We start from the raw sequence: 12,566 nt of genomic DNA on the forward strand, positions 1-12,566 counted from the left end.
TTATCCTCATCGCAAGCACGTCGCTGGCGATGCACTACTCTTAGAGGTCAAGTTTTGCAGACTGGTACTGTTAAGTGGTTCAACACCACGAAGGGTTACGGCTTCATCCAGCCCAGCAATGGCGGCCCTGACGCCTTTGTCCACATTTCCGCTGTCGAGCGGGCCGGCATGGACGGCCTGCGCGAGGGTGAAAAAATCGAGTACGAGCTGGTCCGTGGCAGAAACGGCAAGAGCTCGGCCGAGAACCTGAAGCGCGTCGGCTAAGACCGTCTCAAAACCGGTCATACTGCCGAACGAAGCCCTCCGAAATTTTCGGGGGGCTTCTTCTTTTTCATCGCCCGCGGTAGCGTTGTCCGGACATGCCGTTTCCCGATTGTCTGCTGTGAAAAACGCGACCGCCGCGCCCCTTGCATCTGCCGCGCATTTTGGCCACAAGCCCATCATCCACGGCACGCCAAGAGACAAGGAACCGCAATGGGTTTCAACTGCGGCATCGTCGGTCTGCCCAATGTCGGCAAATCGACACTTTTCAATGCCCTGACGGAAACGGCCGCGGCTGCAGCCGCGAACTATCCATTTTGTACCATCGAACCCAACATCGGCAGGGTTCCCGTACCCGATCCCCGCCTCGACCGGCTGGCGCAACTGGCGAAGTCGGTCAAAACCATCGCAACCCAGCTGGAAATCAAGGATATCGCCGGGCTCGTCCGGGGAGCCTCCAAGGGCGAGGGGTTGGGCAACCAGTTCCTCGGAGCCATTCGCGAGGTCGACGCGATCCTGCATGTCCTGCGCTGTTTCGAGGATGACGACATCACTCATGTCGAAGGCTCGATCGACCCTCTGCGCGATGCCGAACTGATTGAAACGGAGCTGCTGCTCGCCGACATCGACAGCCTGGAGCGACAAAGGGACTCGCTGGTCAAGCGGGTACGCGGACAGGACAAGGATGCCAGATCCCGCCTGGCCCTGCTCGAACAGATCCTGCCCTTGATGCAGGAAGGGCGTTCGGCCCGGTCGCTCAAGCTTGACGACGACCAGCGCACAGCGCTCCGCTCCTTCAATCTCCTCACTTCCAAGCCCGTTCTGTTCGTTCTCAACGTCGACGAGGGCTCGGCTGCCGCCGGCAATGCCACAAGCGCCGGAGCCGCGGCCATGGCCGAAGGCATCGGGGCCGGCAGCGTTGTCGTCTCGGCTGCAATCGAGGCCGAACTCACCACCCTGCCCGCGGCCGACCGGAGCGAGTACCTGGCAAGCCTCGGGCTCGATGAGCCGGGCCTGCACCGGGTCATCCGGGAAGGATACGCACTGCTGAACCTGCTGACCTTCTTCACCGTCGGTCCCAAGGAAGCGCGGGCCTGGACGGTGCATCGAGGCGCCAGCGCACCGGAGGCGGCGGGCGTCATCCATACCGATTTCCAACGTGGCTTCATCTGCGCGGAGACCATAGCATTCGACGACTATGTACGTCTTGGCGGCGAACAGGGAGCCAGGGAAGCGGGAAGAATGAGACTGGAAGGCAGGGACTATGTCGCGCAGGATGGCGACGTCTTTCACTTCCGCTTCAACGTCTGATCCGGGGGGGCGCCGATCGCACGGCTGACACGACGACCACGATGCCTGTTCTCGATGGCCACGGCGCTCGCCCTTGCCTTCTGCGCGATGCTGGTCGTGACGCTGGGCACCTTTATTGTCGGCAGCCTTTACACGGCGGGCGAAAATACCCGCCAGTTGCTTACTGCCCGCATAAACCTGACGCTCGATGCCATCGAACGCGGGGTCATCAATTATCTGCATCCTGTCGAAGCGCGCCTGCGACTGATCCGCGATCGGATGCAGAGTGGTCAACTCGACCCGTCGCTGAAGGACGAACGCACCGTCGACTTCCTGCGTGGCATGCTTGCAGCCGCCGACCAGATCAAGGGCGTTGGCGTGGTCGAGCGGGGCGTGGGACTGATTCACCAGGAACGTGACGGTTCGCCGCAATTTTCACAATTCAGGGTCGATGCGGGAAGCGAAGACGGATTCTTCGACTGGGATTCCGCCGGTGACCGGGTCGTCTGGGGACCTCCGACATGGAGCCCCATCGTCAGGACGACAGTGATCAATGCCAGGCTCAGGCTCGACCTCGGCGACGGCAGGGAGCGGCTGGTACTGGCCGCCATCGAGATCGACACGTTCGCCCGCCAGTTGACCGTGCTGGCCAATGAAGTCGGCCAGCCGGTGTTCGTGCTGCATGGCGGCCGGTGGATCCTCGGCTATAACGGGTTCGATCCCGCAACGGCCGACCTGACTTCCGAGCATCCTCTGGTCGAGGTCGCCGAAGCCACCGACCGGGTGCTGGCCGCGTTCAACGATGCCAAGCCGGACCGGCTTTCCGAGATCGCCCCCGGTGTCAACGCGACGAGCAAGGCCATCGAGGTCGATGGTGTCCGTCGCGCCATCATCACCAGGCAGGTCAAGGGATTCACGGACCTCGCCTGGACAATCGGCACACATGTTCCTGCCAGCGAAGCGGGCGAACAGGTCCGGCGTTTCATGGGACTGATCGCGCTCAGCCTGGTGGTGAGTCTCGCGGCCGTGGTCTTGACGTTCTGGATCGGACGGCGACTTAGCCGCCCATTGGTACGCTTGGCCGATTTTGCCCACAAGGTGGGCGATCTCCAGTTCGACCGGCTCGAACCGCTTCCACCGAGCTCGATCCGGGAATTGCACACCGCAACCGAGGCCCTCAACGGCATGACCGCGGCCCTCAAGTGGTTCGAGGCTTATGTACCACGCCGGCTTGTACAATATCTCATCCGGACACACGGCGCCTCGGGCGTCCCTTCACGCGAACTCGATGTCAGCGTGATGTTCACGGATATCGTCGGTTTCACCCGGCATACAACGGGCAAAAATCCGGCTGCAGTCGCGGCCTTCCTCAACCATCACTTTGCCATTCTCAAGGAATGCATCGAAGCTGAGGGCGGCACGATCGACAAATATATCGGCGACAGCGTGATGGCATTCTGGGGGGCCCCGGAAATTCAGGACGACCACGCGGCACGGGCCTGCCGGGCCGCGCTCGCCATCCGTGCGGCACTCGCGGCCGACCCCGGATCACCGGCGATCCGGATCGGAATCCAGAGCGGCCCGACACTTGTCGGCAATATCGGTGCGCCGGGACGGCTGAACTACACGCTCGTCGGAGATACGGTAAACGTCGCACAACGCCTCGAACAGCTCGGCAAGTCGGTCAGCCCCGCCGAGCGAACGACCATTCTCATCGCCGCCGCGACCTTCGACCATCTCCGGGGCAGTCAGGTCAGAACCGAGAAGGTCGGCGAAATGCAGATGACCGGGACCGACAAACTTATCCTCGTTCACCGTTTATAAACATCTGCCCACCCACCATTCACCCGGGCAATGATGCTTGTGAAAGGGCCGGGATCGATGGGCGGGGATTGCCGGCGCCCGATTTCATCCTCCACCCGGCAAAACTTGCCGACGGGCGGATGAATTTGCCGGTGACATCGACGAATTCCACCCGCTGAAACTGTCAGAATGCAGGCATGCCGAACATTGGCACGCCTCTTGCTTGAAGTCGGACAGAGTCGGTTCCGGCAGCTTGAGCGGAGAACTTCCGCCACGGATGAAAGGGGAAATGCTTGTTGCGCCTTGTCCTCATGACCACGATGATCCTGATGCTTGGTGCCGGCGCGAATGCGTCGGTGCGGATCAAGGACATTGCCGATTTCGAGGGCGTCCGCGACAACATGCTTGTCGGCTATGGCCTCGTTGTCGGCCTAAATGGCACCGGAGATTCGCTTCGCAATTCGATGTTCACCCAGGAGAGCCTGGTGGCCATGCTGGAACGCCTGGGTGTCAGTACCCGTGGTGCCAATCTCAACACGAAGAACGTCGCCGCAGTGATGGTCACATCGACACTGCCACCGTTCGCGCGCCAGGGAAGCCGGATCGACGTCAGTGTCAGCGCCATGGGCGATGCCAAGTCATTGCTCGGCGGCATGCTGCTGGTGACACCGCTGGTCGGTGCCGATGGCGAGGTCTACGCCGTCAGTCAGGGAGCACTGGCGGTCGGAGGCTTTTCCGCGGCTGGCAATGCCGAGACGGTGACCAGGGGCGTACCAACCGGAGCACGCATTCCCAATGGCGCGATTGTCGAGCGGGAGGTCGAGTTCGCCCTCGATGACCTGCGCAGCGTCAGCCTCACCCTGCGCAATCCCGACTTTACCACCGCCGAACGGATAGCGACCGCCATCAATCGCCATCTCGGCGACAATGTGGCCTCGGCAACCGACTCCGCAACGGTACGCATACCGCTGCCGCAGCGTTTTTCCGGCAAGACCGCACGCCTGCTCACCGACATCGAGCAGTTGAGGGTCGAACCCGACCAGCCTGCGCGCATCGTGATCGACGAAAGTGCCGGTATCATCGTCATGGGCGCCAATGTCACCATCTCCAAGGTGGCGGTGGCCCAGGGCAACCTCACGGTACGGGTCACGGAGAATCCCCAAGTGGTTCAGCCGCCGCCATTTTCCGGCGGGCAGACCGCTGTGCAGCCCCAGACCAACGTTCAGGTCGATCAGAACGACGACAAGAAGCTGGTCGTTCTCGAACCCGGCGTGACCCTGGAAACACTGGTGGACGGTCTCAATGCGCTCGGCATCGGGCCGCGCGACATGATCAGCATCATCCAGGCCATCCGCGCAGCCGGTGCGCTACAGGCCGATATCGAGGTGATGTGAGCATGAGCAACATCGACTTCCACGGCAATGTCGGTGCACCCGCCAGCGATGCCGCAGGGTCAGTCCCGACGGCAAGGATGCGGGCGACAGCCGACGAGTTCGAATCCGTGTTCCTGTCCCAGGTCCTGCGCGGGCTGTCGACCGGTCTCGAAGACAGTGGACCACTCGCGGATAGCGACAGCAATCCGTTCGCCGACATGCTGCAGCAGGAATACGCCAAGCTCATCAGCCGCAGTGGCGGCATCGGCATTGCCGATGCCGTGCTCAAGGAAATGTTGAAGATGCAGGAACAGCCGGAATGAGCCCGCTCGAACAAGTGACCGTGGTCATGACCTTGATGCTCCAGCTGCAGAACCTCCTGGACGAGGAGACCGAATATCTGCGGGCGATGAAGATCGAGCGGCTGGAAGCGCTTCAGAATGAAAAGGTTGCCCTCGCCGAGGCCTACGAGATCGAGATGTACAGGCTGCGCAAGGAACCCGAGGTTCTGGGCGCCCTGCCGATCGAAGTTCGCCAGAGCTTCGAGGATGCCGTCCGAACGCTGCAATCGGCCAGCCGCCGCAATGCGCATGCGGTTGAAGCCGCACGGACCGTTGTCGACCGGATCGTCCGTCGTCTCGGCCGCACGCTCGAACAGCGCCGCAACAGGCCATCCGGATATGACAGCGACAGCCGTGGACGTGTCATATCGGTTGCCTTCAACCACCGGATCTGAGGAGCAGGACTGATGTCTCTCACCTATACCCTCCAGACTGCCCTCACCGGCCTGAATTCGGCCCAGCGCGCCCTTGGCACTACGGCCAATAATGTCGCCAATGCCAATACCGACGGTTTCTCGCGCAAGGAAGTCCACCAGTCCACGCGTATCATCGAGGGCGAAGGCTACGGCGTTGACACCGAGGAAGCGACCCGGATCGTCGATGAGTTCCTCGATGTCGAGATCCGCAAGCAACTGGGATTTCTCGGTCGAAGCAATGCCCTCAGCGATGTGCTCGACCAGGTGGAAATGCGGGTTTTCGGTGCGCCCGGAGATGGCGACCGCGGATTGTCCAACAAGTTTGCCGATTTCACCGCCTCGATCGAGGCCGTTGCGACCTCGCCCGAGAATGCCGCCACCCGCAGCACGATGATGGCCGAGCTCGAGGACATGCTGAACGAGATCGATGGAAACGCCACGGCAGTCCAGGGCCTGCGTGGTGATGTCGATCGCCAGATCAAGAGTACCATCGATTCCATCAACGGCGACATTCAACGCCTCGATCACCTCAACCAGCAATTCGCCCGCGCCATTCCCACGGCCGAATTGCTCGATCAGCGCGATCAGGTCCTTGAGGACCTCGCCGGGAAGATCGATATCGGCGTCTTCACCCACGAGAACAATACCATCGCGGTGTATACCGCCAATGGCGAGGCGCTCCTCGAATACGGACCGAAGAAGCTGATCTACACTCCGGCGGCCAGTGTCACCGACAGTACGGCATTTCGGTCGATCGACGTCTATGACTACCGGCAGATCGACGCCGAGACAGGCTTGCCCAAAGCCGGGGAAACCGGTTCGGTGCTGGTCAGTTCCGGCCTGAGAATGGACCTGACGCCCGAGCTTGCCAACGATGCCATCGCCGACTCCGACCAGATTGTCGTCTCGCCGCTTCGGACAGGCAAGTTGCAGGGGTTGCTGGAGGCCCGGGATCGCAAGCTGCCGCAACTGGCCGACCAGATTTCCGAGATCGCCACCATGGTGCGCTACAATGTCAACAAGGCGCACAACAATGCCATGCCCTACCCTCTGCCAACCGAATTCAGCGGCACGAGATCCGGCTTTGCCGATTTCGATGCCGCGGCCGGGACCGGCACGGCGACCGGCATTGCCCATGTCGCGGTATTCGCTGCCGATGGAACATTGGCTACCGACATCTCGCTCGACATGTCGACCTATCCCTCGGCAGTCGATCTAGTCACCGATCTGAATACCCAGCTGGGCGGCTTTGGCAGCGCGACGATCACAGCCGACAACCGGCTTGAAATCACCATGGGGAATGATGTCAGTGGTCAGCCTTATGGCGTTGCGCTGTCCGAAGACACCAGCAGCATTGCCTTCACCGACAATAATGGCCGCGACTGGAATTACGGGTTTGCGCATTATTTCGGGTTGAACGATCTCATCGTTCAGGACGGAACCAAGACGACCGAGCTGTCCGTTCGACCGGATATTTCCTCCGACCAGTCCCGAATTGGCCAGGCCATACTCGACTATTCGACCGGAACCGCGGAAATCGGCGGTGCAGGCGACAATCGCGGCCTTCAGAATCTCGCTGCCGCCGTCCGTTCCGACTTCACCACCATCGACCGGGGCGGCCTCGCCGGGAGAACAACCACGATCGTCGACTATATCTCCGATGTGATCGGCGCCCAGGCCTCGGATGCCGCCGAAGCCGACAATCGGGCCGCGTCGAACCAGGCGCTGACTGACGAACTGCTGCAACGCCAGTCCTCCATCTCGGGAGTGAATCTCGACGAGGAGCTGTCGAAGCTCATCATCTATCAACGCGCCTATACGGTTTCAGCCCGTGTGATGACCGTGACCAACGAGCTGTTCGACGAACTGATGAATGTCGGGCGCTAGAGTGAGGAACGACTTCCATGTTCAGCCGCATCGGTGACTACGCTCACAATACCCGTCTGGCAAGCTATACCCAGCAAACGCAGGAGCGGATACGCGACGACCAGTTGGCGATCGCCACCGGCAAGTCTGCCCAGGAATATTCGAAGATCAGCGAACAGGCCTCGCTGCTGGTGTCGGCAAAACAGGAAAGGGCCATTGCCGATGCCCACATCTCCCAGAACCTGACGGGCATCGATCGCCTCCAGGCGATGGATGGAGCGCTCGGTAATATCGCCAACATGCTCGACCGCATGCGCGTCCTCGTCGTCGAACGGCTTTCGGGCCCTGCCGGCGCCGACCTGCCACTCGATTCCGAGGTCGACATGATGCTTGAGGAAGCCGCCGGGCAACTGAACATCAAGCTCGACAACCGCTACCTGTTCTCGGGGAGCAAGACGAACATCAAGCCTGTCGACCTGCCGTCCGCGGTCAACGACGCGACCGACCTTGCCGATGCATATCGGGGCGACACGATCAGGATTTCGATCCGCGCGGATGACGAGGTAACCGTAGACGCCCCGGCAACGGCCGCCGACGTCATACCCATTCTCGAAACGCTGGCGGACATCAAGGCAGCTCACAATTCGGGCGACATGACGGCGCTGAGCGACAGTCTCGAACGTCTTGATGACAATCTCGACACGATCAGCACTCTGCGCGGGAGTGCCGGCGTGCGCATGGAACGCCTCGAAGCGATTACCGACAGCCAGCGCAGCACTTCCGACTATCTGGGCGAAATCGTCAGCCGCATCGAGGACACGGATCTGCCCACGGTCATGACCCGCCTTGCACAGGACCGGAATACCCTTGAGGCATCCTATGTTGCGATTTCCCAGATCAGTCAGCTTTCTCTTGCCGATTTCATCCGCTGACCGTTCAAATCTTCAAGAGCTGTTAACTATCACCCGTTAGGATAGCTCGCGTTGGATGACCTACGAGGAGGGTTCGGTGACGACGGCAACACTCGATCGCGATGAAATCGCCACGGCTGGCAAGCCGGGCACCGATGACGGACCTCGCGAGACCTTCGAATCGCGGTTTGGCCCGATCCCGCTGAATGCCGACCGCCAGATCGTGGTCCCCGGCGGCCTGCCGGGCTTTCCCGGCCACGAGTTGTTCCAGCTTGAGCAGCCCCCGGGGGTCAACACCGAACTGCTGCTTCTGCAGGCTGTCGAATCACCTGATGTCGGTTTCTTCGTCATGTCGGTCAGCGAACCGACAAGCATTCTCCATCTCGAAGATGTTGCCGCTGCTGCGCAGGTCCTCGAGATCGAGGCGGACAACCTCCTCGTTTTCCTGATCGTGACGTTCCAGCGGACCCCTGGCGGTTTCCGCAAGTACGTCAACCTGCGCGCACCCATCTTCGTCGATGTCGATGCCCGTCGCGCCATGCAGCTGGTCTTGCCGAATCCCGACTATTCGCTGAAGTTCGAACTCGACTGAGTGCCAATCTTCCCTTTGACGCGAAAATCCTTGCATCGAGATCTTCGCCGAAACAGCACTGACACGACGGCCATGCAGCACCGGTTGCCATGAGCAGTCGTTCATGTCACCGAAAATGGCCCTGCCCTGCGACAGTCGCCACCTTGACATGGCCAGCGAAAAAGGAAAATCAGGACCGTAGAAACATCTTGAGAGCAGGATCGGAGTTCGGCCCGAATGACCATGGATGTTGCGGGCCTGCTTCTTCTGGGCCTTCTGTTCGGCATGCAGCATGCCCTTGAGGCGGATCACCTGGCCGCGGTCGCGGCACTGTCGGCGCGACGCTCGTCGCCATGGTCGATGGCCCTGCGTGGAGCCTGGTGGGGAACGGGGCATACCGTTGCCCTGTTTCTGGTTTGCGGAGGCGCTCTCCTCACGGGGTTCATCATCACCTCGCGCATGGAAGCTGCGCTGGAATTTGCCGTGGGCGTCATGATCACCTTGCTGGGAGCAAATGTGATACGGCGAGTTCTTCGCGATCACATACGGCTGAGGGTTCACCGACATGCCGACGGCCGCCCCCATATCCATGCCCTCGCCGCCACCGCCGGCGGGCCAACCGGACTACCCGTCGAACACCGGCACAGGGACGGGTTCGTCCGGCCGCTACTGGTGGGTATCGTTCACGGGGCCGCCGGCTCAGGCGCCCTGCTCGCGATCCTCGTGGCAACCACCCGGTCTCCCGCCGTTTCGATATCCTACATCGCCAGCTTCGGCGTCGGATCGATCATCGGCATGACCCTGCTGACATGTGCCGCCTCGCTTCCGCTCCGGCGCTTCGAACATGGTGCGGCCTGGACGGGACAGTTGGCCATGGCCGGCATCGGAGGCATCGCCATCGTCATCGGCAGTCGTATCATGCTGGAAAATTACCCCTCACTGGGATTTTGATCGAGGTGGCAGTCTCCGCCACCTCGACAAGGACTGCCGCGATGGATCAAACCCCGGAGGGGATATTGGTCGGATCGCGCTGAACCATGCGCGGGGCCGTGAGTTCCTTCCACTTCGACAGCGCGCGATTGGTCGCCGCGAAGGCCGGGCGCCGAACGAACCTGCCGCGTCCGGGCCGTGGTTCGGAGTTCTGCCCGTGAGCCCAGACGACCTCTCCCCGGCTCAGGGTATATCGTGGCAGGGCTCCAACTTTCATCCCCTCGAACACGTTGTAGTCGATGATCGATTTCTGGTTCGCCGCGGAGATCGTCTTCGAGAGCTTCGGGTCCCATACGCAGATATCCGCATCCGCACCGGGAAGGATTGCACCCTTGGTCGGATAGCAATTGAGGATCTTTGCAATATTGGTCGATGTGACGGCGACGAACTCGTTGGGCGTAAGCCGTCCGGTTTCCACCCCCAGTGTCCAGAGCACGGACAATCGATCCTCCAGCCCGCCCGTCCCGTTGGGAATCATGGGAAAGCCCTTCAGGCCCATCCGCTTCTGTTCGGTAGTGAAAGCCGCATGATCGGTGGCAACGACCTGCAATGAACCCGCGGCCAACCCGGCCCACAGGCTCGCCTGGTGATCCTTCGAGCGAAACGGAGGCGACATCACCCGGCGCGCAGCATGATCCCAGTCCCTGTCGAAATATTCACTCTCATCGAGGCTGAGATGCTGGATGAGGGGCTCCCCGAACACACGCATGCCCTTTTGCCGGGCACGGCGAATGGCCTCATGGGCCTGCTCGCAGGAAACGTGAACGATATAGAGCGGCACACCCGCGGCATCGGCAATCATGATCGCCCGGTTGGCGGCCTCGCCTTCGACCTCCGGCGGCCTCGAATAGGCATGGCCCTCGGGACCGATGGTGCCATCGTCCATGTATTTCTTCTGCAGCTCGGCAACGATATCGCCATTTTCGGCATGGACCAGCGGCAGGGCGCCCAGTTCGGCACAACGCTTGAACGAGGCGAACATCTCGTCATCCTGCACCATCAGCGCACCCTTGTAGGCCATGAAGTGCTTGAAGGTGTTGATGCCGCGCTTCACCACTTCTTCCATCTCGCCGAAGATGGTCTCGTTCCAGTCGGTGATCGCCATGTGATAGGAGATGTCGACGCAGATCTGGTCCCTTGATTTGCGGTCCCAGTCATCGAGCGCGGCCAGGAGCGATCCGTCGCTCCCCGGCAGGCAGAAATCGACGAGCATGGTGGTACCGCCCGACGCTGCCGCAAAGGTGCCGCTCTCGAAGGTCTCGGCGGCGGTCGTCCCCATGAACGGCATTTCCAGATGGGTGTGCGGGTCGATGCCGCCTGGAATGACATAGGCGCCCGCGGCGTCAACGGTTTCGTCGCCCTTCAGATCGGTTCCGATCTCGGCGATCTTCTCCCCTTCGATGAGAACATCGGCGTCCCAGGTCCGGTCGGCGGTGACGATCGTGCCGCCCTTGATAACCTTGCTCATACGCTTTCCTCCACCTGCCTATTCGACGATGCCGGCGGTCTCGACCACCGCATGGAACAGCACTTCAGCTCCGGCCTTCGCCCATTGTGGCGATATCTCCTCGGCCTCGTTGTGACTGAGCCCGCCAACGCAGGGGCACATCACCATCGCTGTGGGGGCGACCCGGTTGATCCAGCAGGCATCGTGTCCGGCGCCAGAGACGATATTCATGTGGCTGTAGCCGAGCCGCTCGGCGGCATTGCGCACGGCAGTCACGCAACCCTCGTCGAAGGTCACGGGATCGAAGGCACCGACTTCCTCGATCTCGATCTCCAGCCCGATCTTGCCGGCGATCTCGCGTGCACCCTTTTCAAGCCGTTCGACCATGTCGGCAATGATCTCCTTCTTCGGCGAGCGAAAGTCGACAGTGAAGACACATTTGCCCGGGATGATGTTGCGCGAATTGGGATAAACATCGCACTGGCCGATCGCACCCAGGGCATTCGGTGCGTGGCTCCAGGCGATCTCGTCCACGAGCTGGGTGATCCGGGCCATCCCCAGACCGGCGTTGACACGCATGGGCATCGGGGTCGAGCCGGTATGGCTCTCCCGGCCCGTCAGCGTGATCTGCAACCATTTCAGCCCCTGGCCGTGGGTGACGACGCCGATATCCCTGCCCTGTTCCTCCAGGATCGGCCCCTGCTCGATATGCAGTTCGAAGAAGGCATGCAGCTTGCGGGCGCCGACAGGTTCATCGCCCTTGAAGCCGATCCGCTCCAGTTCGTCCCCAAACCGCTTGCCTTCGGCATCGGTGCGGGCATAGGCCCATTCCCTGGTGTGGATGCCGGCGAACACACCTGACGCCAGCATGGCCGGAGCGAACCGGGTCCCTTCCTCATTGGTCCAGTTGGACACGACGATGGGATGCCGCGTCCGGATATCGCGTTCATTGAGGGTCCGGATAATCTCGAGCCCGCCCAGAACACCGAGCACGCCGTCATACCTGCCGCCGGTAGGCTGGGTATCGAGATGACTGCCCACCATGACCGGCAGTGCATCCGCGTCGGTGCCTTCGCGGCGGGCGAACATCGTACCCATCTCGTCAATTCCGATGCTGAGTCCTTCGGCTTCGCACCAGCTCCGGAAAAGTCTGCGGCCCTCTCCGTCGGCATCGGTCAGGGTCTGGCGATTGTTGCCGCCCGCAATACCCGGACCTATCTTCGCCATTTCCATGAGACTATCCCACAGGCGCTCGCCATTGATCGTGAGATTGCTGGTCAAAGTCATGCGCAACGTC

Annotated in this window: 12 protein-coding genes; 10 read left to right on the forward strand and 2 right to left on the reverse strand. The window is 61.4% G+C overall.

The genetic code is table 11. The annotated features are described in order from the left end of the window. The first annotated feature begins 54 nt into the window (after window positions 1-54). The 10 genes from H6851_15920 (at window position 55) to H6851_15965 (ending at window position 9,783) form a co-directional block, all read left to right on the forward strand. Complete coding sequence (locus H6851_15920; protein MCB9945093.1) at window positions 55-264, forward strand: cold-shock protein; 210 nt, start codon at window positions 55-57, stop codon at window positions 262-264. Between the two features lie 210 nt (window positions 265-474). Further along, the gene (gene ychF, locus H6851_15925) at window positions 475-1,572 is read left to right on the forward strand and encodes a redox-regulated ATPase YchF (protein ID MCB9945094.1); all 1,098 of its coding nucleotides are present in this window, start codon (window positions 475-477) and stop codon (window positions 1,570-1,572) included. A gap of 54 nt (window positions 1,573-1,626) precedes the next feature. After that, window positions 1,627-3,375 (forward strand): hypothetical protein, encoded by a 1,749-nt coding sequence (locus H6851_15930; protein MCB9945095.1) that lies wholly within the window; start codon window positions 1,627-1,629, stop codon window positions 3,373-3,375. Between the two features lie 290 nt (window positions 3,376-3,665). Beyond that, a complete protein-coding gene (locus H6851_15935) occupies window positions 3,666-4,748 on the forward strand; it encodes a flagellar basal body P-ring protein FlgI (protein ID MCB9945096.1) in 1,083 nt (360 codons plus the stop codon). A gap of 2 nt (window positions 4,749-4,750) precedes the next feature. Beyond that, window positions 4,751-5,050 carry a rod-binding protein gene (locus H6851_15940; protein MCB9945097.1) on the forward strand — a complete coding sequence of 100 codons (300 nt, stop codon included), beginning with the start codon at window positions 4,751-4,753 and terminating at the stop codon, window positions 5,048-5,050. After that, on the forward strand, window positions 5,047-5,463 hold the full coding sequence (locus tag H6851_15945) for a hypothetical protein (protein ID MCB9945098.1): 417 nt from the start codon (window positions 5,047-5,049) through the stop codon (window positions 5,461-5,463). Before H6851_15940 ends, H6851_15945 begins: the two co-directional genes overlap by 4 nt. A gap of 12 nt (window positions 5,464-5,475) precedes the next feature. After that, entirely contained in the window at window positions 5,476-7,371 is a 1,896-nt protein-coding gene (gene flgK / locus H6851_15950; GenBank protein MCB9945099.1) for a flagellar hook-associated protein FlgK, read from the forward strand. A 17-nt stretch (window positions 7,372-7,388) separates the two neighbouring features. After that, window positions 7,389-8,282 (forward strand): hypothetical protein, encoded by an 894-nt coding sequence (locus H6851_15955; GenBank protein ID MCB9945100.1) that lies wholly within the window; start codon window positions 7,389-7,391, stop codon window positions 8,280-8,282. Window positions 8,283-8,337: 55 nt separating this feature from the next. Then, window positions 8,338-8,853, forward strand: coding sequence for a flagellar assembly protein FliW (locus tag H6851_15960; protein MCB9945101.1), 516 nt, complete (start codon window positions 8,338-8,340; stop codon window positions 8,851-8,853). A 216-nt stretch (window positions 8,854-9,069) separates the two neighbouring features. Beyond that, entirely contained in the window at window positions 9,070-9,783 is a 714-nt protein-coding gene (locus H6851_15965; protein ID MCB9945102.1) for an urease accessory protein, read from the forward strand. Between the two features lie 46 nt (window positions 9,784-9,829). On the opposite strand, the gene hydA is transcribed toward H6851_15965, so the two are convergent. Both hydA and H6851_15975 read right to left on the reverse strand, forming a co-directional pair. Next, on the reverse strand, window positions 9,830-11,290 hold the full coding sequence (gene hydA / locus H6851_15970) for a dihydropyrimidinase (GenBank protein MCB9945103.1): 1,461 nt from the start codon (window positions 11,288-11,290) through the stop codon (window positions 9,830-9,832). 18 nt (window positions 11,291-11,308) lie between these two features. Beyond that, window positions 11,309-12,556, reverse strand: a complete 1,248-nt coding sequence (locus H6851_15975) for a Zn-dependent hydrolase (GenBank protein MCB9945104.1) — start codon at window positions 12,554-12,556, stop codon at window positions 11,309-11,311. Window positions 12,557-12,566 lie beyond the last annotated feature (10 nt).

The sequence above is a fragment of the Geminicoccaceae bacterium genome (genome assembly GCA_020638465.1).
In the GTDB taxonomy this organism is placed as follows: domain Bacteria; phylum Pseudomonadota; class Alphaproteobacteria; order Geminicoccales; family Geminicoccaceae; genus JAGREO01.